This is a genomic window from Candidatus Pelagibacter communis (assembly GCF_001179845.1).
Taxonomy (GTDB): Bacteria; Pseudomonadota; Alphaproteobacteria; order Pelagibacterales; family Pelagibacteraceae; genus Pelagibacter; species Pelagibacter ubique_Q.
In genome coordinates, this window is record NZ_CVSB01000049.1 from 1 (window position 1) to 26,286 (window position 26,286).

Sequence of the window (26,286 nt, forward strand, 5' to 3'; positions counted from 1 at the left end):
CTCTTGAAAACATTAAAAACAATAAAGAATTAAGGCATTTAGCATTAATAAAACAAAGCAGATTATCTGTCATGCCAATTGACTCTAAGAGCTGGAAAATTATAAATAATATGAGTAAAATTTAAAAAATTAATTATTTCATGCCTAAAAAAAAAAAGAAAAAAACTAAAGTAAGAAAAAGAGCTTCAAAAAAAGTTAAGAAGAAATCGAAATTAAGAAACAAAGTTAAAGTTAAAAAAAAAATTAACAATTCATCAGAAGAACTTATTATTAAAACTAAACCTGAATGGATTAAGAGTGGTTTTGTTACAAAAAGTAAATATCAGGACAAATATTCTCAATCAATTAAAAATAATAATGAGTTTTGGAAAAAAGAAGGAAAAAGAATTACATGGATAAAACCATACAAAAAAATTAAAGATGTAAAATACAGCTCTAAAGAAGTTAAAATAAAATGGTTTCAAGACGGCACATTAAATGCATCTGCAAATTGTATTGATAGACATTTAAAAGATAAAAAAGATAAAACTGCAATAATTTGGGTTGGAGATGATCCAAAGGATAATCAGAAAATATCATATAAACAACTCCATCAAAAAGTTTCGAAAGCAGCAAATGGTCTTAAAAAATTAGGAATTAAAAAGGGTGACAGAGTCACAATTTATTTAACTATGATACCTGAGCTTGCAATTTTGATGCTTGCATGTGTTAGAATTGGAGCTGTTCACTCAATCATTTTTGGTGGTTTTTCAGCAGAATCGATTTCTGGAAGAGTAAATGATTGCAAATCTGAATATATTATTACAGCAGATGAAGGCGTTAGAGGTGGAAAAACTATTCCACTTAAAGATACTGTAGATGAAGCTCTAATGAGTTGTCCAAATGTTAAAAAATGTATTGTTGTCAAACGTACAGGTAACTATATCAACTGGGATCAAAATAGAGATGTTTGGTACCACAATTTAATTAAAGATGCTCCTAATCACTGTGAACCAGAAGAAATGAATGCTGAAGATCCTTTGTTTATTTTATATACTTCAGGTTCTACAGGCAAACCTAAAGGAGTTCTTCACACGACGGGTGGTTATATGGTTTACGCATCAATGACTCATCAATATATTTTTAATTATAAACCAAAGGATATTTATTGGTGCACTGCTGATATTGGGTGGGTAACCGGACATAGTTATATTATTTATGGACCCCTAGCGAATGGCGCTACTACTATCATGTTTGAGGGAATTCCAAATTATCCTGATAGTTCTAGGTGGTGGCAAATAGTTGACAAATACAAAGTAAATACTTTCTACACAGCTCCAACAGCAATAAGAGCTTTGATGCGTGAAGGAGATAAACCAGTTAAAAAAACCTCTAGAAAATCACTTAAGCTTTTAGGAACGGTGGGAGAACCAATAAATCCAGAGGCTTGGATGTGGTACTATAAAACTGTTGGTAATTCTAAATGCCCAATTGTAGACACTTGGTGGCAAACAGAAACTGGAGGCATAATGATCGCTCCTCAAACTGGTGCTATGAATCTAAAACCAGGTTCTGCAACAAAACCTTTCTATGGAATTAAACCAGTATTAGTAGATAAACAAGGTAAAGAAATTAAAGGACCTGGAGAAGGCAGGCTATGTATTGCTCAATCTTGGCCTGGACAAATGAGATCAGTTTATGGTGATCACCAAAGATTTATTGATACATATTTTTCACAGTTTAATGGAAAATACTTCACAGGTGATGGATGTAGGAGAGATAAAGACGGATATTATTGGATCACAGGTCGTGTAGATGATGTAATTATTGTTTCAGGACACAACCTAGGAACAGCTGAAATTGAAAGTGCATTTGTTGCACATCCGAAAGTAGCTGAGGCCGCTGTAGTTGGTTACCCTCATGATATTAAAGGGAATGGATTATATTGTTATGTAACTTTAAACGCTGGAGAAACAGAAACTGGTGAACTTGAGAGAGATCTTAAGCTTTGGGTAAGAAAACAAATCGGACCTCTTGCAACTCCAGATCTAATTCATTTTACACCAGGTCTTCCCAAAACAAGATCAGGAAAAATAATGAGAAGGATTTTAAGAAAAATTGCTGCAAATGAACATGGTCAACTAGGAGATACAACTACTCTAGCAGATCCAAGTGTTGTTGATAGTTTGGTTGAAAATAGAAAAAATATTTAAAACTGAATTAAGTCTTTAAACTCTTGTTTAACAACATCCCATTTTAAAATCATCGAATTTAAAACAATCTTTCGATCTAAAGTTTTTAATTCATCTGCAATCGGAGCCCATTTATATAAAGAGAGTGCACTAGGATTAAAAGGCAAATCCTCATAATAAATATCCCAATTTATTTTATCCAATCTTTCATCAAAACTTTTCCTAGCTTCATCAATAATATTTAATGGCATCTTATTAGAAATTTCATCATCTAAAATTTTATTAAAAATTTCGTTTGCTTTATGAATATCATGAAAATTGAAATTAACTTTCAAATATGAAAAAGTAAAAAAAGTTAAATCTTGTAATGCAACCGAATAAATATTCCATTTAGCAAGATTTACCGATGACATAAATTCATCATTATCAAAATGAAGAACATATCTTGTTCCCATTCTAGTTTTTAGATAATTATATAAAGTAACTTGAGTGGCCCATGCAGATTTAGTTTGAATAAACTGCTCTAATTCATCTAAAGTTTTTATTTTTTTCTTTGGAATAAACGCCTTAAACATGGCGAATAAATATGTTTTAAAATCGTCAAGTTTTATATCTCTCCAAGTTAATTTATATTTTCCCATGTAAATTTGTAAGTGCGCCAATTATATCTTAAAAAAGTCAGTAAATAAGTACCTAATATGATCAATTTTTAGGGTTTTCAAAGCTCTCATAATGGTTATGGTTTTACCCAGTTATAACTAAAAAGAGAGGTATAAATGTCAAATCAACAAAAACACTGGGAAAAAACCAGGTCATTGTTATTTATAACATTGGCAATTTGGTTTGTTTTCTCAATTGGCATCTTTCTCTTTGGAGCTGAAATGAACGAGGTCACAGGACCTTTCGGTTATCCATGGACATATTGGTTTACATGTCAGGGATCTCTTGGCGCTTTCGTAATCCTAATTTTTTGGTTTGCGAACAGACAAGAAAAAATCGATGAAGAGTTCGGCTTTAGCGAAAGAGAGGACGAATAATGAAAGGTAATTTCATAGATAATTTGCCTAAGGTTTATGGAATCTATACTGGAGGATTTATAGGTTTTATAATCATCATGGCAATTGCTGAACAGATGGGTATGACAGCTAAAGCGATCGGTATCGCTTTCGTTGCATTTACTGTATTCATCTATGCATTAATCGGTTGGCTATCAAGAACAGCCCAAGCGGATGCATATTACGTAGCTGGTAGGCAAGTACCAACAGTCTTCAACGGAATGGCGACTGCAGCAGACTGGATGTCTGGTGCTTCATTCGTTGCAATGGCGGGTGGTATTTACTTTAAAGGTTACGGCTATATGGCTCTACTTGTAGGTTGGACTGGTGGTTACGTGCTTGTTGCATCTTTGTTAGCACCATACTTAAGAAAATTTGGCTGTTATACAGTTCCAGATTTTATAGGTACTAGATACGGTGGTAATTTAGCTAGATTTAGCGCAGTTGTAGTTTTAACTGTTGCTTCATTTACTTATGTGACTGCACAAATTAACGCTACAGGTACTATTGCATCTGTTGCACTTGATATCCCATTCCAATACGCAGTTTATGTTGGACTAATAAGTATTTTATTATGTTCAATGTTAGGTGGTATGAGAGGGGTAACTTGGACACAGGTTGCACAATATATCGTACTGATTATAGCTTACTTACTTCCAGTTTTCTGGATCAGTAACAAAATGGGTGCGGGTTTCTTCCCTCACTTTATGTTAGCTGACGAGGTAGCTAGAATTGGTGAATTAGAACAACAGTTTGGTTTTGTTAAAAACGCAGCTGCTGATCTAAAATCAGTACCTAAAGGCTTAGCAGGAATAACTAAAGCTCACTCTGCAGTGAACGCTACACCTTGGGCATTTATTTCATTAGCACTAGCGATGATGATGGGAACAGCTTCATTACCGCACGTGATGATGAGATACTTTACTACTCCAAGTGTAAAAGCAGCTAGAAAATCAGTAGGTTGGTCATTATTCTTTATCTTCCTACTTTATTCTTCTGCTCCAATGTTAGCTACATTATCTAAGTTATCATTGATCGACCCGAATTTACCAACTGGTATTATCGGTAAAACATTTGCAGAAGTGGAAGCGATAGATTGGTACCAAAACTGGAACCAAGCAAACCTAATGTTTATCAGCGACTTTAACGGAAATGGAACTCTGGAATTAAATGAGTTCTTCATGGGTGGTAAAGCCGTTGTATTAGCAACACCAGAGATAGCTGGATTACCTTATGTAATTTCAGGTCTGGTTGCTGCAGGAGGTATGGCAGCTGCCATGTCAACTGCTGATGGTTTGATTCTAGCAATTGCAAACGCTATATCACATGATGTTTACTATAAGATCATTGATCCAAAAGCGGAAACTGCAAAAAGACTACTTGTTGCAAGGGTATTACTTGTAGTAATTGGTTTTGCTGGAGCAACTATTGCAGCAATGGAGATTCAAGGAATCTTAGGTTCAGTTATCTGGGCTTTTGATTTTGCGATGTCTGGATTGTTCTTCCCACTTGTACTTGGTGTATGGTGGAAGAGAGCTAATAGACAAGGTGCGATTGCTGGTATGCTAGGTGGTCTAATCGCCGGTGCTTGGTACTTAATTTGGGTACGAACTGGTGGAAGCGGATTCCTAGGAATTACACAGTTAACATTTGGTATCTTCGGATCAGCTGTTAGTTTAGTTTTAATGGTAGTAGTTAGTTTAATGACTGCAGAACCAGATAAAGCTACTCAAAAAATGGTTGATGAAGTACGTGTACCAAGTGGTAAAACAATTCTTGGTAAATCACACTAAATAATCTTTTAAAGGGGCGATTAATTTCGCCCCTTTTATTTCAATACATTTTCCAATATAAATTTTAAATGTCAGCAAATTTTCATCCTTTAATATATTTTATAGATTATTTGCTTGGGATCATAATGTGGACTCTAATTGGAAGAGTAGCGATGAATATTTTTCAAAGAGAAGACTCTCAATTCTTTTTCATGAGAGTATTTGTTAAATATACAAACCCTTTAATTAAATTATTTAAACCAATCACACCTTCATTTATTATTGGGCCATTGGTGCCTTTATATGTAGCTTGGTTCTTTTACATGATCAGATTTTATTTAATGCCTTGGATCTTGGGCTATTCAGTGATGGGAATGTTGTCATTTCCTTTAGAGAGTGAAATTTCTAGACAAATTTATCAATTTTTTAATTCATTTTAATTTTTAAAATTGATACTAGTTAATTTAGTAATCAATGAAAAATATACAAATTTCACCATCCATTTTATCAGCTGACTTCAGTCAATTAGGATCAGAAATAAAAAGACTTGAGGAAGGCGGTGCTGATATGATTCATGTGGATGTGATGGATGGTCATTTTGTTCCTAATTTAACTATAGGTCCACCTGTAATTAAAGCTCTTCGAAAACATAGTTCATTAAAATTTGATGTTCATTTAATGATATCACCAGTTCACAAATATATAGATGCTTACGCTGATGCAGGAGCAGACATAATCACTATTCACCCTGAAGCAACTGATAATTTAGAAAATTCAATTAAAATAATAAAAGAAAAAAATAAAAAAGTTGGAGTTTCGCTAAATCCTGAAACTAAAATTGATTTAATAATAGATTTATTAGATCAAATAGATTTAGTCTTAATTATGAGTGTAAATCCTGGATTTGGAGGGCAAAAATTTATGCCAGAAGTTTTAGATAAAATTAAAGAATTAAAAAAAATAAGAGAACACAAAAAGTTAGATTTTGACATAGAAATTGATGGTGGAATCAATTTTGATAACTGCAAAAGTGCAATTGATGCTGGTGCAAATATTCTTGTTTCAGGTACTACGGTGTTCAAAAGTAATGATGGAGATATAAAGAAAAATATTAATTTATTAAAATTAAAATAAGTTAATGATTAATACAAATTCCTTGGGCATTTTAGGTCAATTTTATTTTAATATAAAAGAAAGTTTTAAATCAATTTATCAAAATTCAAATTTTTACGAAAAAAAAATATCAAAAACTTTTGATAATAGATTTGAATATAAACCAAGTCCTCATTTGCTTTCTTCTATAATTAAATACCAAAACAAAAAATATAAAATTGAAGACTTTGCTATCGAGTCCATTTGGCAAAATAATTTAAGCTCAAAAGATTATGAAAAATTAAATAATTTTTTTTGGTTTTTTAGCTTAGATTTAAAATCTTCAAAAAAAACTACACAAACAGTTATTAAAAATTGGATTTCAAATAACAAAAAATTTCAAAAAAAAAGTTGGGAATTTGATTTAACAGCAAAAAGAATTATTTCATGGTTATCAAATCATCAACTCACTTATGAAGATGGTGATCAAGAATACAGATCTGCTTTTGATCATATGATTCAAAAACAAACTAATCACTTGTTAAATGAAATCAAAAACTCAAAAGAAGTAGAAAATAAGATGATTGGGTGCGCTGCGATAATTTTAACTGGATTAGCTTATAAAAATGAAAAACAATATCTTGTAAATGGATTGAATTTATTAAAAAATATTATTAAATCCTCAATTGATAATCAAGGCTTTCCAAAATCAAGAAATATTCGACAACTTATATTTTATTTAAAATACTTTATAATTATTAGAGAGTGGTTTAAAGAATCCCAGAGCTTAATTCCTGAATATATTGATGAGACCATTTATTATTTAGGATCAAGTTATGCTTTCATTTGGCAAAATATAAAACAAGATATTTTTTTTAATGGTAATTATTCTTCTGAAAATAAAGAATTTGATCAATACTTAAAAAGGTTTGGTTACACTTTTAAAAATCAAATTAATGAACTTGGTGGATATGCAATTCTTAAAAATAAAAAAATAATTCTTGCTGTTGATATAGGTTCTAGTCCTAACAAAACTTTTTCTAATAACTATCAAGCAGGTGCCTTATCTTTTGAAATATTTTCAAATGAAAAAAAATTAATTTCAAATGCCGGTTATTACGCGGATAGAAATAATAAATTTAATAAATTATCAAGAAGCACTTCTCTCCATTGTGCTTTAACAATTGAGGATTATTCTTCTTGTAATTTTATTAAGCATCAGCAAAATTTGATTACTGGTACAGGGCTGAAAATATCAAAAAAAAATGTAGTTTTTGAAAATAATTATTGGAAAATATCAGGTACACATGATGGATATTTAATTAAATTTGGAACCATTTATGAAAGAGAAATTGAGTTCTACCCAGAACAAATGAAATTTATTGGCTATGATAAGTTATTTAGAAAAAGTTCAAATAAAGAAATTAAATTTGATATTAGATTTCATCTTGATCCAAACTCAAAAGTGATGAAAACACAAGATAACAAATCTATACTAATTGAATTAGATGAGGAAGGTTGGAAATTTAGTTGTGATAACTTTGATATTAATATTGATAATGGTTTATATTTCGGTAATAAAAATTCATATAAAGAAAACCAAAATATTTTTATCTCAGGTATAAATAATAAAAAAGAACAGATAATAAAGTGGGAGATAAGTAAATTATAATGAAGAAAAAAATCAAAACAGCCCTAATCTCTGTATCTGATAAAAATAACTTAAAACCATTATTAAATATTTTAAAAAAGAACAAAATTAAAATAATTAGCTCGGGTGGTACTTATAAAGAAATTAAAAGATTAAAATTTAACTGTTTAGAAGTATCTGATTTTACCAATTCACCTGAGATTTTGGAGGGTAGAGTCAAAACTCTTCATCCAAAAATCCATGCAGGGATTTTAAATAAGAGAGAGAGAAAATCTCACTTAAAAGATCTAAAAGATAATGGCTTTGAGAATATTGATTTAGTCATAGTTAATTTTTATCCATTTGAGAACACTCTTAAAAAAACAAAAGACCATAAAAAAATTATAGAAAATATTGATGTAGGTGGTCCTACAATGGTTAGGTCTGCAGCTAAAAACTATAATGATGTGACTGTAATAACTTCTTCAGACCAGTATGAGGATTTAATTGAAGAATTAAAAAAATTCAAAGGATCTACTTCCTTAAGTTTTAGGGAAAAACTGTCAAGAGTAGCTTTTACTGAAACAGCTTATTATGACTCTGTTATTTCTGACTATTTTAATAAAAAAACAAATACTATTTTTCCTAAGAAAAAAGTTTTGCATGTAAATCTTACAGAAAAACTTAGATACGGAGAAAATCCTCATCAACAAAGTGCAATCTATTCAAGTAGTTTGAATACAAATTTAAAACAAATTCATGGAAAACAACTAAGTTATAACAATTATAATGACATATTTAGTGCTCTAACTATTTCAAGATCTTTACCAAAAGGTAAAGGAACAGTCATAGTTAAACATGCAAATCCATGTGGAGTTTCTACTAAAAATGATCATTTAGAGAGTTATAAATCTGCTCTTTCTTGTGATCCTGTTAGTGCTTTTGGTGGAATAGTTTCTTGTAATTTCAAAATTAGTAAAAATTTAGCTTTAGAATTAAATAAATTATTTTTAGAAGTGATTATCGCAAATGGATTTGAAAGCAGTGCAATCAAAATATTAAAAGCTAAAAAAAACTTAAGATTAATTGATGGAACAAATTATACATCAGAAGAACTTCTTAAATTTGCATCATTTAACAAAAATATAATGGTACAATCAGAGGACTTAAATTTATTTTCAACCAAAAATTTTAAAATCGTTTCAAAACGAAAACCAACATCAAAACAACTTAAAGATCTTATTTTTGCTTTCAATATATGCAGATATGTCAAATCAAACGCAATAGTGTTAGCATCAAACGAAACCACTGTTGGTATTGGTTCTGGTCAACCAAGCAGATTAGATAGTTGTCAAATAGCAATAAATAAAATGAAAAAATTTAATCTTCAGAATGATAATTTAGTTGCTGCCTCAGATGCATTCTTTCCTTTTGTAGATGGTATTGAAAAATTGGTACAATCCGGCGTCAGAGCTGTAGTTCAACCCGCTGGATCAATAAGAGATAAAGAGATAATTAATTTTGCAAATGAAACCAGCACTGTGCTTCTCTTTTCAAAAACAAGACACTTCAGGCATTAGAAATTTTATCTATTTTTGCAGCAAGAATAAAATCGCTCTCTGCTAAACCTTTAATTGCGTGTGTGAATATTTTAATTCTCGCATAACCCCACCCAAACCACAAATCAGGGTGATGACCTTCCGACTCAGCTATTTCTCCAACTTTATTTACGAATTCCTGACTTTTTAAAAAGTTATCAAATTTAAAACTTTTTATTAAATGAAATCCATCGATTTTATCTTCTAAAACTTCCCAACCATCAACTTTTTTTAGATATTTATGTATTTCATCAGCATTAAAAGGCGGAATATTTCCTTCACATGGTACACACTTTTTATTTGCTAAATCACTCATAAAACTTTTTTTGGAGCGGGCAAAGGGGGTCGAACCCTCGACCTTCTCGTTGGCAACGAGACGCTCTACCACTGAGCTATGCCCGCAACTTAATTATAATTAAAAATAGAAGCTTTTTAAAAATATAGCAAGGGACAAAATGAAAAAAAAATCAAAGACAAAATATAACAATAAAGAGCTAAAAAATTTAGATATAATTAAAGATAACTTAAATCCTTAAGATTTTCTTGAAAAATATCAAATAATTTTTTTTTTAAATTCTCATCCAACATTTTTTTCCAATCATTTTCAGGACCAAGATGAAAAAAAGGAATTTTTTTTTTTTCATTTTTTGAAATTAAAGACTCGATGAAACCTTGTCTTTTTTCTAAATTACTCAAATTATTAAATGAAGTTGTTCGCACTGAATTTAATGCTTTTTTTTTATTAAACTTCTTTTCTACATTTGATAATTTATTTATAAATTCTACAATTTCTTTAAAAATAATATATGTTTTATCTATCAGATCTTCGTATTTTATAAATTTAACTGGAATCAAAATTTGATTTTTCCACGACTTATAATTATTTTCCCAAGAACTTATAAATTGAAAATCACTATAATCTTTTAATGCATGAAAATCATAAGTAAATTTTTTTTCGTTCATCATAAATTTCAATGCTTCCTCATTGTTTAATTCAAAATGATTTTTAAGTGATGTAATAACATTTCTTGGGTCTCTTATTACGTAAATGCATCCAATGGTATTTTTAAGATTGGTGAATTGATAACCATTTATTGCACTTAATGAATTGTGAGTTTTTAAAAATCTAATTTTATTATCTAAATTTATTTTTTCTTGAGCTTTAATCCAATGTTTGGCTGTATCTCCAACTACTGATGAATTATATTTGAAATCTGCAAAAAATTTTTTTTGAGGAAATTGTTCAATATTAGCGAGTAGTTTCTGATTAAAAATTCCGTCATTAGTAAAATAATAAGAAGATAATAGTGATCTTACCCAAGTATTTCCACTTTTAGGGTATGAAGCAATCCAAAATATCATAAATTTAATTATAGATTAATTAAAATAAATTAGTAAATTTTATATTATGAATGACTTGCCTAAAAAAATATCAGTTTTTCCACTAAGTAATTTTATTATATTTCCAAAAACTACAGTGCCTCTCAATATTTTTGAACCACGATATATTGATATGATAAATGATAGTATGAAATCAAATAAAATGATCGGTATAATACAACCTAAAAATTCAAATAATGATCAAATTATACCTGAATTACATGAAGTTGGCTGTCTAGGAAAAATTACCAGTTTTAGAGAAACAGAAGATGGTAGATATTTAATCGAATTAAAAGGTTTAATAAGATTTAAAGTGATAAAAGAAATTGATTCTAAAAAAAAATATAGAGTTTTGGAAGTTAATTTTAAAGACTTCCAGCAGGATTTAAGTGATGAAAAAGAAAATTTAAAATTCTCTGATCTTGAGCTAATTTTTAAAGATTTAAAATCGTTATTTGAAAAAAGAGGTTTTATAATTAATTGGAAAGCTTTAGAAAAGCAAAGTCTTGATGAAACAATCAATGCACTTGCGATGGCTTCACCTTTTTCTTTAGAGGAAAAACAAATTCTTTTAGAAGCACAAAATTTAGATAACAGAAAAGAAAAGATTTCTCAAATTTTGAGCACTTATACTTTTGATAATTTTGATAACACAACGATTCAATAATTTAAAAGTTTATCCCCTTATCAGCCACTTTGGTAAATAATTTATTTATATAACTGTTTTTACCTAAAATTTTCAAAGATTTGCTTAAAACATTATTATTTAATTTTCTCTCAAAATTAAAAAATTCTTGAACAAAATCAATACTATTTGAAAAAATATAATTTTTATGTTTCAAATTTTTTTCAAATTCATAATTTACAGAACTATCAATAGGCAAACCTAAATTTATTTTATTTTTAATAATACGAATAAAAACGTTTATATCTCTAATTGTCATATTGAAACCCTGACCGGCAAGTGGATGAATTCTATGTAGCAAATCACCAAAAGCTAAAATATTATTATAATAATAAGATCTTAAATTAAAAGATTTAAGTTCAAAATTTTCTATTTTCTGAATTTTTGTTATTTTGTATTTAATATTATGTTGATTAATGAGATGGATTATTTTTTTTCTATCAACATCCTTTGAATTATATATTGAATACACAATTGAAGTTTTATTTTTTGATAATGGTAAAAAAGCAAGTGGCCCAATTTTAGTGAATATTTGGACAGCAATTTGGTTTGAAATAGTTTTATGATTAATTACAGTTGTGTAAGCAGAACTATTATAAACTTTTTCAATTTTTTTGCTAAAATATTTTTTTGTAAAAACGTTATTATATTCGGTATTTACAATTAAATTGTATTTTTCTATTTTTATTAATTTTTTTTTTGATTTTATTTTTTTAAAATATTTATTTTTAAATAAACCTTTATTTAAAACTTCGTATAATTGGTAGTTTTTTATTATTGAAAAAAGTTGATTGTTACTATTTTCAAAATTTAATATTTTTTCATTTTTATTTTTATTTTTATCAGTATAAATTTCGATTTTCTTTAATTTCCAGCTAATTTTTTCTATATTTGATATATTTTTATTAAAATAATTAAAGTTACTCTCTGAAATGCCTATCGTTCTAGAATGATTAATTTTATGATTTTTGTTCGATGAAATTAAATCAACAAAAATATTTTGATTAACTAAAGCTTTTGCTAAAGTTAAAGCAGTTAAACCTGAACCAAGTATACAAACTCTCATATTATTTTTAATTTTAACAAGAAAAATTAGATGATACAAAGTGGTAAAATTGATTCATAAATATGGATATAAAAAAAACAGCTAATTCATTTGCTAATTTTACTATTAAAAGAATAGCGGAAATTTTCGGGATAACTGTTTTTTGTGCTGGGGTTTTATTATTATTGGCGCTGATAACCTATTCACCGGAAGACCCTAATTTCATTTTTCCAGAAAGCACAAAAATTGAAAATATTTTGGGTTTTCAAGGAAGTTTTGTTTCAGATGTATTTTTTCAATCAATAGGCCTAATTTCGTATTTCTTTTCATTTACTTTAATTATAACTGGTATCAACATTATTAGAAGTAAAGAATTTTTTTTAATAATTGAAAATATATTCTTTACAATAATTTATTCTATATTTGGAACTTTATTTTTTGCACATTTTTATTCAGAAGCGTTTACTCTATATATAAATGGAAATGGTGGATTTATAGGTGCTTATTTAAATCAAACATATTTAAATTCAATAATTTTAATTAACGAGGTAATTTCTTATTATTTGTTAATTATTTTAAATATTTTTTTATTTTTAATAAGTATTAATTTTCATCCAATAAAATTTTATGAATTAATAAAAAGTTTAAATAAATTTTTTACAAAAAAAGAAAGAAAAAATTATACTGATAAAAGTGAAGTAATCAGTGAATATATCCCTCAAGAAGAAATAAAAAATCTTATTCAAGAGGATTTACCTTTTATTAAGGCTGAGAATAAAAGTAAAAATTCACCTAAATTTAAATTACCAGACTTGGATTTATTGAAAACCCCTTCTAAAAAAGAAAGAGAAAATTTTGAAAAAAGTGAAACACAAGATCCTGAATTTTTAGAAAAAATTCTCTTAGATTTTGGTGTTAATGGAAACATCAAGAAAGTTAGCCATGGACCTGTGGTAACTTTAAATGAGTTTGAGCCAGCAGCTGGTGTAAAGGTTTCAAAAATAATTAATTTATCTGACGACATTGCAAGAAATACCAGTTCAGAGTCTGCAAGAATAGCTACAATACCTGGAAGCAATACTGTTGGTATTGAGCTACCAAACAATGTTAGAGAAAATGTTTATTTAAGCGAAATTTTGAACAATCCTGATTTTAAAAAAAGAGACATTAAATTGCCGATCGCATTAGGAAAAAGTATTTCTGGTAAACCTATAGTCGGAGATTTGTCATCAATGCCTCATCTACTTATCGCAGGTACTACAGGATCAGGTAAATCGGTCTGCATCAACACTATTATTTTATCTCTTCTCTATCGACATACTCCTGAAAAATGTAAATTTATTTTAATAGATCCGAAAATGCTTGAGCTTTCAACATATGAAGGTATTCCACATTTATTGTGTCCTGTAATAACAGAAGCTAAAAAAGCTGCGTCTGTTCTTGGTTGGGTAGTTAAGGAAATGGAGAGTAGATATAGACTTATGACTAAAGAAGGAGTCAGAAATATCGATAGCTATAATACAAAACACAAACTTCCAATGCCCTATATAGTTGTTGTTGTTGATGAAATGTCGGATTTAATGTTGGTAGCAGGTAAAGAAATTGAGAACTATATCCAAAAATTATCACAAATGGCAAGAGCAGCCGGAATTCATATCATTATGGCCACTCAAAGACCTAGTGTTGATGTAATTACTGGAACAATTAAAGCAAATTTTCCCACAAGGATATCATTTCAAGTTACTTCAAAAATAGATAGTAGAACAATTTTGGGTGAGCAAGGAGCAGAGCAATTATTAGGAAAAGGAGATATGCTATATATGTCTTCTGCTAATCGTATAGTGAGAATTCATGCTCCTTTCGTTTCAGATGGAGAAATTGAACAAATAAACAATTTTTTAAGATCACAGGCTGAACCTGATTATGTTGATGAAATTTTAAATTTTGCAGATGAAAAGGAGATGGGAGATAGTCAAAATCTAGGTGATAAAGACGAACTCTATGAACAAGCTTTGGAAATTATAAGATCAGAAGGAAAAGCTTCCACTTCTTTTTTACAAAGGAAACTCCAAATTGGTTACAACAGAGCTGCAAGAATTATTGATATGATGGAGTCAGATGGAATTGTGAGTAAAGCTAATCATGTTGGTAAAAGAGACGTTCTCTGATGTTAAGATTTTTTTTGATAATCATCTTCTTTTTTTTAACATTAAATTCGAATGCAGAAATAAAAGAGAAAATTATTCAAAACCTTAAGAATACAAAAAATTTAGATTTTAAATTTGAACAAAATGTTAATGGTAAAATAGAGAATGGTAACTGTACGATAGAATATCCAAAAAAAATATTTTGTGAATATGCAAGAAGTAACAATAAAATTTTAGTTTCGAATGGAAATTCTTTAGTTATTAAAACTATTTCGAGCTATTATCGGTATCCTTTAGAAAAAACTCCCTTAAATGTTATTTTGGATAAAAATATTCTAATCAATAAAATTGAATCTTTAAAAGAAAGAACAATCGATAACAATCTGATTAATTTTACAATTTTTGAAAATAATAACGAGATAAGTATATTTTTTGACAAACAAACTTATGATTTAATTGGTTGGCAAAATACAGACATGTATCAAAATTTTAATATCACTTTCCTTTCATCTATTAGAAAAAATAGGGTGCTATCTAAGAACTTATTTAAGATACCTGCACAAAATTAAATATTTAATATTTCACTTTTAAATATTTTCATGCCTCTTGAAATATAATTACTTAAAGCATTTTTGTGATCTAAAGAACATGTATGCACCCAAACTCGTTTGGTATTATTTGCAAAAGATTTTTTAATAGCTTCTGACAATAAAAAGATCCTAATTTTTTATTTTGATATTCTTCTAAAATTCCAAAATATGCAATTTCTGTTTCATTATTTTCTGGATGAAAAATTAATTCAAAAAAACCTACTAAATCATCTTTATGTTTAAAAACATATGAATTAACATTTTTAGAAGAAACATAATTAATCCATTTTTCTTCTGACCAAGTAAGTCTATCTACCCACTTATGTTTTTTACCAATGTTTTTGTAAAAAAATTTATTTAATTGAAAATTAATTGGATTTATTAAACTTAAAGAATAATCTTCAGATGGTTTATTTCCCTCGATTAGATCTTGAAGTGAATTAATTTCTAAGTAATTTCTTTTAACTTCTTCTGTCACTCGACCATTTTCCCAACTCGTTCTCCTCCAAATAAATGAAAATGTAAATGAGGCACTTCTTGACCACCGTGATCACTAATATTTGTTAAAGCTCTATAGCCTTTGCCTACTTCTGTTGAAATACCAAGCTTTTTAGCAACTATATTAATCCCTTTTATCAAACCAACCATTTCCTCAGAAGAGGCTTTTAAACAAAAATCATCTAAGTCATTATATTTTCCTTTAGGAATTACTAGTGCATGAATTTTTTTTTGAGGATTAATGTCATGAAATGATAAAACAAAATCGTCCTCATAAATTTTATTACAAGGGATCTCTCCACGTAAAATTTTTGCAAAAATGTTATTGTCGTCGTAACTCATTTTTTTCTTTTTTCTAACTCTGACATTACCTCTTCAATTTTTACATCATTAGCCTCTAAATATATTAACAAGTGGTAAAATACATCTGCAGCTTCATGGATTTTATTAGAATTTTTTTCTACAGCTTCAATTAATTCATCAACTTCTTCTAAAACTTTTGCTTTACTTAATGATTTATCTGTAAGCAACTTATTAGTATACGAACCTTCAACAGGCGAAGATTTTCTCTCTCGTGCAAGTTTAATTAAGTTTTCTAATGTGTTAAGCATATTAAATTCTAACAGGAATTCCTTTTGAATCCAAATACTCCTTAGCTTCTTTTACAGAATGTTTGCCATAGTGAAATATTGATGCTGCTAAAACTGCGCTTGCATTTCCTAATTTGATTCCATCTACTAAATGATCTAAATTTCCTACTCCGCCTGAAGCAATAACTGGAATATTTACCATAGAAGATATCTTAGACATAAGCTCTATATCATAACCAACTTGGGTACCATCCCGATCCATAGAAGTAACTAGAAGCTCGCCTGCCCCACTATCTTCCATTTTTTTTGCAAATTCTATAGCATCAATTCCAGTATTGTTTCTTCCTCCATGAGTAAATATTTCCCATTTTTCACCTTTTTTTTTAGCATCTATCGCAACCACAATACATTGTGACCCAAATTTTTTTGAACTTTCTTCAACTACTTCCGGATTTTGAACTGCAGCAGTATTGATTGATACTTTGTCTGCACCACAGTTCAGTAGTTTGTTGATGTCATCAACACTTCTAACACCACCTCCAAATGTCAGAGGAACAAAACATTTCTTCGACGTTTTCCCTACTACATCGTAAATAGTATCTCTATTTTCATTTGATGCAGTAATATCTAAAAAACAAATTTCATCTGCTCCACCGTCTGAATAAATTTTAGCTTGTTCAACAGGATCACCCGCATCTTTTAGATCAACAAAATTAATCCCTTTAACTACACGGCCATTTTTCACATCTAAACAAGGTATTATTCTATTTTTAAGCATCTAATTCCTTCACTAATTCGTCTAATTTAATATTCCCATCATAGATAGCTTTCCCTACTATGATACCTTCGATGTTCTTATTTTTAAATTCCTTCGCTTTTTTAATGTCATCAATTGAAGAAACACCTCCTGATATAATTACTGGGCAATTGGATGTATTAGCAATCTTTGCTGTCTCTTCAAAATTAGGACTTTGCTTCATTCCATCTCTATTAATATCAGTATAAATAAGTCTACTTGCTCCATAATCATTCACTTCTTTTAAGTAATCTAAAGTTAATTGATTTGAATTTTCTTTCCAACCATAAACAGATAAATAGCCATCTTTAGCATCTAACCCTAAGGCAATTTTATTTGGAAATTTTTCACAAGCTTCTTTTAAAAAATTTTTATCTTTTATAGCAGCACTTCCTAAAATAACTTTCTCTACACCGGCATCGGTATACTTCTGTATACTTTCAAAATTTCTAACTCCTCCACCTATTTCAATTTTAAGATCAAATTTAGTTACTATTTCTTGAACAATATCTAAATTCACTGTTTCGCCAGTTAAAGCCCCATCTAAATCAACAACATGTAAGTTTTTAAAACCATGATCTTTGTATTTACCTGCTTGTTCAATTGGGGATATTTCATATTCGGTTTTATTATCGAAGTTTCCTTTAACTAACCTCACACATTTTTTATCTTTAATATCTATGGCTGGGAATATTTTCATTTACAAATTTATAAAATTATCAATTATTTTCAGTCCAATTTTATCGCTTTTCTCAGGGTGAAATTGAGTTCCAAAAATATTTTCTTTTTCAACACAGCAAACAATATTTGATGAATAATCTGTTGTTGCAGAAATTAAACTTTTATCCTCAGGAATAAATTCGTAACTATGTACAAAATACATGTGAGAATTGTTTTCTATATCTTTAAAAATTTTACTATCTTTAACGATGTTAATTTGATTCCAACCAATGTGAGGAAGTTTGTACTTTCCGTTTTTATTATCTATTTTTGATACTTTTCCTGAAATCCAACCAAGGCCTTTGGTTTCTGTTTCCTCATATCCAATGTCTGCAAACATTTGTAATCCAACACAAATTCCAAGAAGAGGCTTTTTATTACTTGTCGCAAAGTCATTTAATGTATCAACTAAACCATTGATATCATTTAGTGCATCAACACAACTTTTAAACGAGCCCTGCCCCGGTAAAACTACTTTATCTGATGATTTAATCTTGTTTAAATCTGATGTTACTTCGATATTTACTTTATCTTTAGCAACTTCCTTAAAGGAGTTTATTACCGAGCTTATATTGCCAGAATTATAATCAACAATTGTGACGTTCATTAAACTTATAATGAGCCTTTAGTGGATGGAATGCTTTTCTTATTTCTTGGATCCATCTCTAATGCAGCTCTTAATGATCTTGCTAATGCTTTATAACAAGACTCAATTATGTGATGGCTATTATCACCATAAATATTTTCAACATGCATTGTAATTCCAGCGGATTGGGAGAAAGCTTGGAACCATTCTTTAAATAATTCAGTATCCATTTCTCCAAGTTTTTCAACTTTCAATTTTACCTTCCAAATCAAATAAGGTCTGTTTGAAACATCTATGGCAACCCTTGTTAATGTTTCATCCATTGGGATAACTATATGAGCATATCTTTTTATCCCTACAAATTTTTTAGCAGCTTTTTTTAGAGCCTCTCCAATAGCAATTCCAGTATCTTCTGTTGTGTGGTGAAGATCAATGTGTGTATCTCCTTTAGCTTTAACTTTTAAATCAATCAATGAATGCTTTGATAACTGCTCAAGCATGTGATCTAGGAAACCTATACCAGTGTCAATTTGGTACTTACCCTTGCCGTCAATATTTACTTCAACATTAATACTAGTTTCTTTAGTTTTTCGAGATACTTTTCCTTTTCTAGCCATATATTTTTAATGGTATACATACATAATTCCACTATATCAATATTAGTCTAAACACTTGAAGTATCAAAAATAGTTACCATTTATTAATTATGACAACAATCGTACTAGTTAGAAAAAATAATGAAGTAGTAGTTGCTGGCGATGGACAAGTAAGTATGGGAAATACTGTTGTTAAAAGCACAGCCTCAAAAGTCAGAAAAATTGAAAAAAGAGATGTGGTTGCTGGATTTGCTGGATCCACTGCAGATGCGTTAACTTTATTTGAAAGATTAGAGGGAAAGTTAGAAAAACATGCAGGCAACTTATCAAGAGCTGCTGTGGAGTTAGCGAAAGATTGGAGAACAGATAAATATTTAAGAAGATTAGAAGCGCTAATGGCTGTCGGTGATAAAAACAACAGCTATATTATTTCTGGGACTGGTGATGTCCTTGAGCCTGAAGGAGATGTTATTGGAATAGGTTCAGGTGGTAATTATGCACTTGCTGCAGGAAAAGTTTTAATGGAAGGTAATATGTCTGCAGAGGAAGTTGCTAAAAAAGCGATTAAAGTAGCAGCTGATATATGTGTATTTACAAACGATAATGTTAAAATTGAAAAAATATAATGGATAATTCAAACGTAACACAGCTACACCCAAAAGATAAAAACCAAAAAGAAGATGCCTCTTTGGTTAGTTCTTTATCTCCAAGAGAAATTGTATCTGAATTAGATAGATTTGTTGTTGGACAAAATAAAGCCAAAAGAGCCGTTGCTGTTGCTCTGAGAAACAGATGGAGACGTCAAGCTCTTAAAGGTGAAATGAAAAATGAAGTTTTACCAAAAAATATTTTAATGATTGGGCCAACTGGTGTTGGAAAAACTGAAATTTCAAGAAGATTATCAAAGTTAGCGGAAGCTCCTTTTGTAAAAGTTGAAGCAACAAGATTTACTGAAGTTGGTTACGTTGGAAGAGATGTAGAACAAATTGTAAGAGACTTAATTGAAATTGCAATATCAATGGAAAAAGTAAAAAAAAGAAAAGAAGTTTATGCGCAAGCTCAAAAATCTGCAGAAGAAAAGGTTCTAGACGCATTGGTTGGCAAAAAAGCAAGTTTAGCAACAAGAGAAAGTTTTAGAAAAAGACTTAGAAATGGTGATTTAGATGATAACGAAATTGAAATAGCTGTTAGTAATAATGGTTCGAGTGGTGCTTCTTTTGAAATACCTGGAATGCCCGGAGCTAACGTTGGAATGATTAACATTGGTGAAATGATTGGAAAATCAATGGGCAATAAAGAAAAAAAGAAAAAAATGACAGTAAAAGAATCTCATGAAATTTTAATAAATGATGAGTCTGATAAATTAATTGAAGAAGATAAAATTGTTAAGGCAGCAAAACTTTCAACTGAAAACAATGGTATCGTTTTCTTAGATGAAATAGATAAAATTTCAGCAAGAACAGATAGAGTTGGAGGAGATGTTTCAAGAGAAGGTGTACAAAGAGATTTGTTGCCTCTAATTGAAGGAACTACTGTAAACACAAAACATGGTCCAATAAAAACAGATCATATTTTGTTTATAGCATCTGGTGCATTTCAGCTAGCAAAACCATCTGATTTGCTTCCTGAATTGCAAGGGAGATTGCCTATTAGGGTCGAGCTAGAAGCTTTAACTAGTGAAGATTTTAAAAGAATTTTAAGAGAGCCTGATTTCAGTTTAATAAAACAATATGTGGCTCTTTTAAAAACTGAAAATGTTGATCTTGAATTTTCTGATGATGGTATAGATGCTATTGCCAATATTGCTTCGGAAGTAAATACTAGTGTTGAAAATATTGGAGCTAGAAGACTGCATACTATAATTGAGAAAATATTGGATGAAATTAGCTTCACTGCAACAGACCGAGCAGGTGAAAAAATTATTATTGACAAACAATACATTAATAAAAATTTAGATACTTTGGTAAAAGATACAGATCTATCGAAATTTATTTTATAAGTTTATTTTTTTTCAGATAAATATAAAAAGCTCCGGTGCCTCCGTCCTCAATTTTTGCATCTGTTATTTCATTTATCATGCTCATTAAACTTGCATTATTTGAAATAAATTCTGGAACAGAATATTTTAAAATACCAAGATCTTTCGACACGTAAGGGTCTTTTTCATTTTCTGAGTGAAGTCCTTTTCCTGTAACGATAATTAATTTATTTATATTTTCTGAAAAAGCTTTATTTATAAAATTTTCTATAGTTTTATTAGCTTCATCTAAAGTAAATCCATGTAGATCTATTGATCTAGTTTTGTTATTTTTTTTTTCTATATTCTTAAAATCTTTATCTGGTAATTTTTCTGTGCTATTTATAAATTTGTTCCAGTCTTTTTTATCTTTGTCTGAAATATTATCGTTCAATTATGTTAATATATTAACTAGCTGCCAATTTGGATTTGATGACGTGGTATCTCGCGAAAAAATCCAAGTATCATAAATTTTTTTAATCTTTTCAGGATCTCCAGAAACAATTTTTTTATCTTTATCTCTTATGCAAGTAATCACCTCAGCTATAAAGTCTACTGTTACGTTTAAAATATTTCCAATTTTTTTATGCTCTTTAATCTCAGCTTTATTAACTCCAATAAATGTTATTTCTGCAAAATGACCTCTCTTTGCTCTTTCTTTCAGTGCATCATCAAATTGATTATATATATCTTTATTTAACAGAGATTTTGCATTTGTAATCTTATTATCATTATCACTGAAATCAGTAATAATTGTTTCATAAGCAATTTTTGCACCTTTTAAAAATTCTTTTTGAGCTTCATCATCAAACTTCTCTTTTGGTTTCACCGCTTGATCCACTTTAATATTTTTTAAAACCTCTTTAAATTGAGCTGGTGATTTTCCCTCAAAACCTGTTCTTTTTCCAAGAATGCCCCGAAGTCTTAAAAAAATAAATCCTGCAATCATCGCCAATAAAATAATGTCGATATATTCGAAACTATAATTCATGACTAGATTGTAATTACTATGTTGATTAATTTCAACCAGCAATTTAGATTAAGGACAAATGAACACAATTTTAGTATCAATAATTTTAATACCAATAATTGAAATTTATGTTCTTATTAAAATTGGTTCACAAATTGGTGCGATTACTACTATATTACTTATTTTTTCCACAGCAATTATTGGTGTTTATTACGCAAAATACGAGGGTTTAAATACAATAAAATCAGGATTTATTCAGTTAAGTAAAAATGAAGCGCCTGCTTTTGAAATTTTATCAGGTGCAGCCATAGCCTTTGCTGCTCTTCTTTTGATAGTTCCGGGGTTTGTAACTGACATTGTGGGTTTTTCATTAATTTTTCCTCCTAGCAGAAAGCTAATTTTTAAAAATTTATCAAAAAAATTTAGTAAAAAAGAAAATATAAAAAAAGATTATATTGATGGAGACTTTGAAGATATAGAAGATGACAATGACAGAAAATTATAAGATTTTAGCTAAATTTATAAAAGACCTATCTAGTGAAACTCCAAACACAGAAACATATTTATTTGTTAAAGATAACATCTCAAAATACCAACTTGGAATTGATATCACTTCAAAAGCTTTAAAAAATCAAATGGTTGAAATAAATACAAAACTTAAATTTGAAGATAAAGAAGGAAACGAAAAAAAATCATATTTTGAAATAATATATGCAACAATAATTAAAGTGAATGATAGTATAAAAGAAAAAAAAGAATTAGAAAAAATTATATTATGTGATGTTCAAATTGAGATTTATTCTGATCTAGAAAAATCTTTACTAGATCTCCTTCATAACTCAGGATATCCGGGTATTAAATTTGAAAAAAAAGTTGATTTTGAAAAACTATACAATCAAAGATTCAATTAAAAATAATTTTTTTTCAAATTGTTCTTTAAATATTCTTTATGATTTTTTTCTTCTGTCTCTGATGGTTTAACTATTTTTTTATAGTAATTCAAAATAGCATTATCTTTTTTTTCGTATTGATTATTTATTTCTTTAAAATTTAAAGATGGCTCTTTTTGATCTATTAAATTAATATAAACCTTGGCAAGCAAATCACAATCAATTAATGCTGTATGTGTTACTCTTCTTGAATTATCTATTCTAAATCTTTTACATAGAGCATCTAGACTAATTTGAGATCCTGGAAATCTATCTCTAGCTAAAACTAATGTATCAATTACATTGTTATCAACTTTTTCTAATCCAAGTAATTTAAGCTCATTATTTAAATGTGTTAAGTCAAACTCAGCATTATGAATTATAAGCCTTTTATCCTTAATAAATTCCAAAAACTCATCGACTATTTCATGGAATTTTTTTTGTTTAGATAAAAATTCATCACTATAACCATGAATTTTAAAAGCTTGTTCTGAAACCTTTCTTTCTGGATTTAAATAACAATGAAATTTATTTTTTGTTGGTATTAGATTTTCAAGCTCAATACAGCCTATTTCAACTATTCTGTGACCATCTTTTACAGATATCCCTGTTGTCTCAGTATCTAAAACTATTTCTCTCATTTATAAAATTTTTTTTAAAATATTTTTAATTTCATTTTTAACAGATTGTTTTTTAAAATCATTTTTAATAACGAAATGAGATTTCTTCTTTTTATAAGAAGATGAAAGCTGTATTTTTTTAAATTTATTAAACAATTTTTGATCAAAATTTTTTCTTTTAATCAGTCTTTTTTCAATATCTTTTTTTTTTGAATCAACGAAAATTAATATGTCTTTTTTAATATTAATTTTATTTTCTAATAATAGAGGTATATCCAATATTACAATTTTCTTGCTTTTATTTTTCTTAAGAAATAATTTCATTTTTTTTTTAATCTCTTTGTGAACAATAGTAATTATTTTTTTTAAATTATTTTTATTACTTAGTATTGCTACTGTAATCTCATTTTTATCTATTGGAAATTTAGAAATATACTTTGGTAATTTTTTATTTAATTTAATGAAAATTTTTTTATCTTTTTTGTAAAGTTTTGATACTTCGTAATCTGCATTGAAAACTGGATGACCAAAAACTTTTGCAACAAAACTTTTTCCAGATCCTATCTCTCCTAAAATTCCAATCCTAATCATTATCTAAAAGCTTAAATATGTCGGTATTAACTTTTGGTTTTTTTTTGTGCCATAATTTAAATGCCTCTAAAGCTTGGTAAACAAACATAGTTTTTCCATTCTCTGTCTTGTATCCTAATTGTTTCCCTACCTTTAAAAAAGGAGTTTCTTGAGGATTATAAATTACGTCATAAAACAATTTATCGTGTCCTAAACTTGGAAAATCTAAATTTATTTTTTCATTATTCAAACCAAGACTTGTGGCATTTATTATCATATGAAAATCCGTTAAATCTCCCCATTCTAAAATTTTGAGATTATTAAATAAAACTTTCAATGTTTCTGCCCTCTCCCTAGTCCTATTGCTGATTATTATCTCTTGAACACCCATATTTTTTAATGCAAAAATTATTGAAGGGACTACACCGCCGGCCCCTAATATTAAAACCTTCTTGCCTTTTATTTTAAAGTTTAACTTTTTAATCGCGGTATCAAAACCACTAATGTCTGTATTATGTCCAATTAAATCACCATTATCAAAAGTAATTGTGTTTACTGATTGAGTCTGTTCTGCCTCATGACTTAATTTATCTAAAAAGGGAATAACTTTTTTTTTGAAAGGCACAGTTACATTGCAGCCAGCTATTTTTTGTTCCTTAATATCTTGGATGAAATTTTTAATTTCATGGTCCTCTAGTTTAATTTTGTCATACTTTGCATCAATATTATTTTCTTTTAACCACCGGTTTTGAAGTTTTGGTGACAGTGAATGATTAATTGGATTGCCTATAACGAAATATTTTTTCATTACAAAGAGCTTATATACTCCTTTATTTTTGCAACCGGAAGTCCCATAATAGTGTTTTCATCACCTTTTATACTGTCAAACAAATTTCTACCATCTCCCTCTATTTGGTAAACATTATATGCGTAAAGTTTTTCATCTGATATTTGAGACAAATAGGTTTTTAACTCTTCGTTAGAAAGATTTTTCATGGTTAACTCCGCCTTGTCAGTATAATTCCAAATCATAGTTCCATTTTTTGATATACAGACAGAACTAATTAAATGATGAGTTTTACCATTTAGTTTTTTCAATATAGTCATGGCTTCTTCCCTGTTCTCTGGTTTAGAAATTAATTCACCTTCCAAATCAATAACGCTATCAGCGCCCAGTACTATTTGATCAACTTTTTTTAAACTAACTTTGTTTGCTTTTAATTCTGCTAAATTTTTTGATATAATCTCAGGACTTGCTCGTTCTTTTAATAAACTAATTTTAACAACATCTTCATCAACATTTGATGGAACAACGTCGTTTTTAATATTGTGTTTGTCTAAAATTTCTTTTCTGACCTTGCTTTTAGATGCAAGTATAATTTTATTTAACATTGTTTGAATATATTTCGTGAATTTTAATTATAGAGGCTGCTGTCTCTTCTACAGATTTTCTTGTTACATCTATGAATGGCCATTTATATTTTTGAAAAGTTTTTTTTGCATTTATAACTTCTTTCCTAATGTTTTCTAAGTCTGTATATTTTATGTTTTCAGTTTCTCTCAGCGTGTTCATTCTGTTTTTTCTTAAGTCAACTAATCTTTCAGGTTCGGTACTTAAGCCAACCACACAGGTCATATTAGGATTTTTTTTTAGAGCTTCTGGTAATGAATTTTCATTCACTAAAGGAATGTTCGTCGTTTTATACCCTTTGTTGGCTAAATAGATAGATGTAGGTGTTTTACTTGTTCTACTAACTCCCACAAGAATTATATCCGATTTATGTGCTTCATTTATTAAATTTCCATCATCGTGATTCATGGTAAACTGAATTGCTTCAATCCTTTCATAGTACTCTTCATTTAAAATATGCTGACCACTTGGCTCATGGGTTGCTTTTTGATTAAGAATTTTTGAAAAATTTAAAATTAAATTTCCGAGTACTCCAAAGCATGGAATATTTTTATCTTCACTAACATTAGCCAAATACTTGGCTAAATTATTATCCACAATAGTATATAAAATTATTGCGTTTGTGTTCTTTTCTGCATCAACTAAAATTTTTAAAATTTGATTTTCTGTTCTTGTAAAAGAATAAGAATGAACTTTATATTTTATATTTAAAAATTGAGCTTTAAGAGCTAAAAAAATCCTGTCTAAAGTTTCACCAGTTGAATCTGAAATTAAATATATTTGATATGTATTACTCATGAATAAATTGTTAATAAATT

Annotated in this window: 33 protein-coding genes and 1 tRNA gene; 15 read left to right on the plus strand and 19 right to left on the minus strand. The window is 28.7% G+C overall.

The features are described from left to right. The coding region (locus AMN81_RS04920) for an EVE domain-containing protein (RefSeq protein ID WP_143312062.1) at positions 1-125 on the plus strand (125 nt) is incomplete at its 5' end. Positions 126-140: 15 nt separating this feature from the next. Next, on the plus strand, positions 141-2,192 hold the full coding sequence (gene acs / locus AMN81_RS04925) for an acetate--CoA ligase (protein ID WP_072090960.1): 2,052 nt from the start codon (positions 141-143) through the stop codon (positions 2,190-2,192). Here the strand turns inward: acs and AMN81_RS04930 are convergent. Continuing rightward, positions 2,189-2,812, minus strand: coding sequence for an esterase (locus tag AMN81_RS04930; protein ID WP_072090961.1), 624 nt, complete (start codon positions 2,810-2,812; stop codon positions 2,189-2,191). The genes acs and AMN81_RS04930 overlap by 4 nt on opposite strands. Positions 2,813-2,947: 135 nt before the next feature. On the opposite strand from AMN81_RS04930, the gene AMN81_RS04935 reads away from it, so the two are divergent. From AMN81_RS04935 to purH, 6 genes are all read left to right on the plus strand, one after another. Then, positions 2,948-3,208 carry a DUF4212 domain-containing protein gene (locus tag AMN81_RS04935; RefSeq protein WP_023854562.1) on the plus strand — a complete coding sequence of 87 codons (261 nt, stop codon included), beginning with the start codon at positions 2,948-2,950 and terminating at the stop codon, positions 3,206-3,208. Further along, on the plus strand, positions 3,205-5,019 hold the full coding sequence (locus AMN81_RS04940) for a VC_2705 family sodium/solute symporter (protein ID WP_080986914.1): 1,815 nt from the start codon (positions 3,205-3,207) through the stop codon (positions 5,017-5,019). The genes AMN81_RS04935 and AMN81_RS04940 overlap by 4 nt, the downstream gene beginning before the upstream one ends. A gap of 68 nt (positions 5,020-5,087) precedes the next feature. Further along, complete coding sequence (locus tag AMN81_RS04945; RefSeq protein WP_072090963.1) at positions 5,088-5,438, plus strand: hypothetical protein; 351 nt, start codon at positions 5,088-5,090, stop codon at positions 5,436-5,438. 34 nt (positions 5,439-5,472) lie between these two features. Next, complete coding sequence (gene rpe, locus AMN81_RS04950) at positions 5,473-6,132, plus strand: ribulose-phosphate 3-epimerase (protein WP_072090964.1); 660 nt, start codon at positions 5,473-5,475, stop codon at positions 6,130-6,132. A 4-nt stretch (positions 6,133-6,136) separates the two neighbouring features. Beyond that, on the plus strand, positions 6,137-7,762 hold the full coding sequence (locus AMN81_RS04955) for a heparinase II/III family protein (RefSeq protein ID WP_072090965.1): 1,626 nt from the start codon (positions 6,137-6,139) through the stop codon (positions 7,760-7,762). Then, the gene (gene purH / locus AMN81_RS04960; protein WP_072090966.1) at positions 7,762-9,300 is read left to right on the plus strand and encodes a bifunctional phosphoribosylaminoimidazolecarboxamide formyltransferase/IMP cyclohydrolase; all 1,539 of its coding nucleotides are present in this window, start codon (positions 7,762-7,764) and stop codon (positions 9,298-9,300) included. The genes AMN81_RS04955 and purH overlap by 1 nt, the downstream gene beginning before the upstream one ends. Here the strand turns inward: purH and AMN81_RS04965 are convergent. The 3 genes from AMN81_RS04965 to AMN81_RS04975 form a co-directional block, all read right to left on the minus strand. Beyond that, complete coding sequence (locus AMN81_RS04965) at positions 9,290-9,634, minus strand: 4a-hydroxytetrahydrobiopterin dehydratase (RefSeq protein ID WP_023854556.1); 345 nt, start codon at positions 9,632-9,634, stop codon at positions 9,290-9,292. The two genes, purH and AMN81_RS04965, sit on opposite strands and share 11 nt — an antisense overlap. Before the next feature lie 11 nt (positions 9,635-9,645). Beyond that, positions 9,646-9,720: transfer RNA gene (locus tag AMN81_RS04970), tRNA-Gly, on the minus strand. Between the two features lie 111 nt (positions 9,721-9,831). Then, on the minus strand, positions 9,832-10,680 hold the full coding sequence (locus AMN81_RS04975; RefSeq protein WP_072090967.1) for a sulfotransferase domain-containing protein: 849 nt from the start codon (positions 10,678-10,680) through the stop codon (positions 9,832-9,834). Positions 10,681-10,726: 46 nt separating this feature from the next. Between AMN81_RS04975 and AMN81_RS04980 the strand changes: the two genes are divergently transcribed. Then, positions 10,727-11,365: an LON peptidase substrate-binding domain-containing protein gene (locus tag AMN81_RS04980; protein ID WP_072090968.1), complete on the plus strand. Its 639-nt coding sequence runs from the start codon at positions 10,727-10,729 to the stop codon at positions 11,363-11,365. Position 11,366: 1 nt separating this feature from the next. On the opposite strand, the gene AMN81_RS04985 is transcribed toward AMN81_RS04980, so the two are convergent. Further along, positions 11,367-12,449 carry an FAD-dependent monooxygenase gene (locus AMN81_RS04985; protein WP_179850572.1) on the minus strand — a complete coding sequence of 361 codons (1,083 nt, stop codon included), beginning with the start codon at positions 12,447-12,449 and terminating at the stop codon, positions 11,367-11,369. A 62-nt stretch (positions 12,450-12,511) separates the two neighbouring features. On the opposite strand from AMN81_RS04985, the gene AMN81_RS04990 reads away from it, so the two are divergent. Both AMN81_RS04990 and AMN81_RS04995 read left to right on the plus strand, forming a co-directional pair. Then, a complete protein-coding gene (locus tag AMN81_RS04990; RefSeq protein WP_072090970.1) occupies positions 12,512-14,596 on the plus strand; it encodes a DNA translocase FtsK in 2,085 nt (694 codons plus the stop codon). Next, positions 14,596-15,144 carry a LolA family protein gene (locus AMN81_RS04995; protein WP_072090971.1) on the plus strand — a complete coding sequence of 183 codons (549 nt, stop codon included), beginning with the start codon at positions 14,596-14,598 and terminating at the stop codon, positions 15,142-15,144. Before AMN81_RS04990 ends, AMN81_RS04995 begins: the two co-directional genes overlap by 1 nt. A gap of 70 nt (positions 15,145-15,214) precedes the next feature. On the opposite strand, the gene AMN81_RS05000 is transcribed toward AMN81_RS04995, so the two are convergent. From AMN81_RS05000 to hisB, 7 genes are read right to left on the minus strand one after another with little or no spacing between them, the layout of a single operon-like run. Further along, positions 15,215-15,643 carry a GNAT family N-acetyltransferase gene (locus AMN81_RS05000; protein WP_256998231.1) on the minus strand — a complete coding sequence of 143 codons (429 nt, stop codon included), beginning with the start codon at positions 15,641-15,643 and terminating at the stop codon, positions 15,215-15,217. Further along, entirely contained in the window at positions 15,640-16,005 is a 366-nt protein-coding gene (locus AMN81_RS05005) for an HIT domain-containing protein (RefSeq protein WP_072090972.1), read from the minus strand. The genes AMN81_RS05000 and AMN81_RS05005 overlap by 4 nt, the downstream gene beginning before the upstream one ends. Continuing rightward, positions 16,002-16,274 (minus strand): phosphoribosyl-ATP diphosphatase, encoded by a 273-nt coding sequence (gene hisE, locus AMN81_RS05010; RefSeq protein ID WP_072090973.1) that lies wholly within the window; start codon positions 16,272-16,274, stop codon positions 16,002-16,004. Before hisE ends, AMN81_RS05005 begins: the two co-directional genes overlap by 4 nt. A gap of 1 nt (position 16,275) precedes the next feature. Then, a complete protein-coding gene (gene hisF, locus AMN81_RS05015; RefSeq protein ID WP_072090974.1) occupies positions 16,276-17,031 on the minus strand; it encodes an imidazole glycerol phosphate synthase subunit HisF in 756 nt (251 codons plus the stop codon). Then, positions 17,024-17,749 (minus strand): 1-(5-phosphoribosyl)-5-[(5-phosphoribosylamino)methylideneamino]imidazole-4-carboxamide isomerase, encoded by a 726-nt coding sequence (gene hisA / locus AMN81_RS05020; RefSeq protein ID WP_072090975.1) that lies wholly within the window; start codon positions 17,747-17,749, stop codon positions 17,024-17,026. Before hisA ends, hisF begins: the two co-directional genes overlap by 8 nt. Continuing rightward, on the minus strand, positions 17,750-18,376 hold the full coding sequence (hisH, locus tag AMN81_RS05025) for an imidazole glycerol phosphate synthase subunit HisH (RefSeq protein ID WP_072090976.1): 627 nt from the start codon (positions 18,374-18,376) through the stop codon (positions 17,750-17,752). A gap of 5 nt (positions 18,377-18,381) precedes the next feature. After that, positions 18,382-18,972, minus strand: coding sequence for an imidazoleglycerol-phosphate dehydratase HisB (gene hisB / locus AMN81_RS05030; RefSeq protein WP_072090977.1), 591 nt, complete (start codon positions 18,970-18,972; stop codon positions 18,382-18,384). Positions 18,973-19,061: 89 nt separating this feature from the next. Here hisB and hslV point away from each other — a divergent pair, with 89 nt between their 5' ends. After that, on the plus strand, positions 19,062-19,577 hold the full coding sequence (gene hslV / locus AMN81_RS05035) for an ATP-dependent protease subunit HslV (protein ID WP_072090978.1): 516 nt from the start codon (positions 19,062-19,064) through the stop codon (positions 19,575-19,577). Next, complete coding sequence (hslU, locus tag AMN81_RS05040) at positions 19,577-20,950, plus strand: ATP-dependent protease ATPase subunit HslU (protein ID WP_080986915.1); 1,374 nt, start codon at positions 19,577-19,579, stop codon at positions 20,948-20,950. The genes hslV and hslU overlap by 1 nt, the downstream gene beginning before the upstream one ends. Here the strand turns inward: hslU and AMN81_RS05045 are convergent. Beyond that, positions 20,940-21,362 (minus strand): Smr/MutS family protein, encoded by a 423-nt coding sequence (locus AMN81_RS05045; RefSeq protein WP_072090979.1) that lies wholly within the window; start codon positions 21,360-21,362, stop codon positions 20,940-20,942. The genes hslU and AMN81_RS05045 overlap by 11 nt on opposite strands. Beyond that, positions 21,363-21,917, minus strand: coding sequence for a Tim44/TimA family putative adaptor protein (locus AMN81_RS05050; protein ID WP_256998232.1), 555 nt, complete (start codon positions 21,915-21,917; stop codon positions 21,363-21,365). It abuts the gene before it with no gap. Positions 21,918-22,017: 100 nt separating this feature from the next. Between AMN81_RS05050 and AMN81_RS05055 the strand changes: the two genes are divergently transcribed. Both AMN81_RS05055 and AMN81_RS05060 read left to right on the plus strand, forming a co-directional pair. Continuing rightward, positions 22,018-22,443, plus strand: coding sequence for an FxsA family protein (locus tag AMN81_RS05055; protein ID WP_072090981.1), 426 nt, complete (start codon positions 22,018-22,020; stop codon positions 22,441-22,443). Further along, positions 22,427-22,849: a protein-export chaperone SecB gene (locus AMN81_RS05060; RefSeq protein WP_080986916.1), complete on the plus strand. Its 423-nt coding sequence runs from the start codon at positions 22,427-22,429 to the stop codon at positions 22,847-22,849. The genes AMN81_RS05055 and AMN81_RS05060 overlap by 17 nt, the downstream gene beginning before the upstream one ends. Here AMN81_RS05060 and dnaQ read toward each other — a convergent pair. From dnaQ to AMN81_RS05085, 5 genes are read right to left on the minus strand one after another with little or no spacing between them, the layout of a single operon-like run. Then, the gene (dnaQ, locus tag AMN81_RS05065; protein WP_072090983.1) at positions 22,846-23,508 is read right to left on the minus strand and encodes a DNA polymerase III subunit epsilon; all 663 of its coding nucleotides are present in this window, start codon (positions 23,506-23,508) and stop codon (positions 22,846-22,848) included. The genes AMN81_RS05060 and dnaQ overlap by 4 nt on opposite strands. Beyond that, positions 23,509-24,078: a dephospho-CoA kinase gene (coaE, locus tag AMN81_RS05070; RefSeq protein ID WP_072090984.1), complete on the minus strand. Its 570-nt coding sequence runs from the start codon at positions 24,076-24,078 to the stop codon at positions 23,509-23,511. Beyond that, a complete protein-coding gene (gene aroE, locus AMN81_RS05075; protein WP_072090985.1) occupies positions 24,071-24,865 on the minus strand; it encodes a shikimate dehydrogenase in 795 nt (264 codons plus the stop codon). The genes coaE and aroE overlap by 8 nt, the downstream gene beginning before the upstream one ends. Beyond that, complete coding sequence (locus AMN81_RS05080; protein ID WP_072090986.1) at positions 24,865-25,449, minus strand: Maf family protein; 585 nt, start codon at positions 25,447-25,449, stop codon at positions 24,865-24,867. The genes aroE and AMN81_RS05080 overlap by 1 nt, the downstream gene beginning before the upstream one ends. Then, a complete protein-coding gene (locus tag AMN81_RS05085) occupies positions 25,439-26,266 on the minus strand; it encodes a pyruvate, water dikinase regulatory protein (RefSeq protein ID WP_072090987.1) in 828 nt (275 codons plus the stop codon). Before AMN81_RS05085 ends, AMN81_RS05080 begins: the two co-directional genes overlap by 11 nt. Between the last annotated feature and the right edge of the window lie 20 nt (positions 26,267-26,286).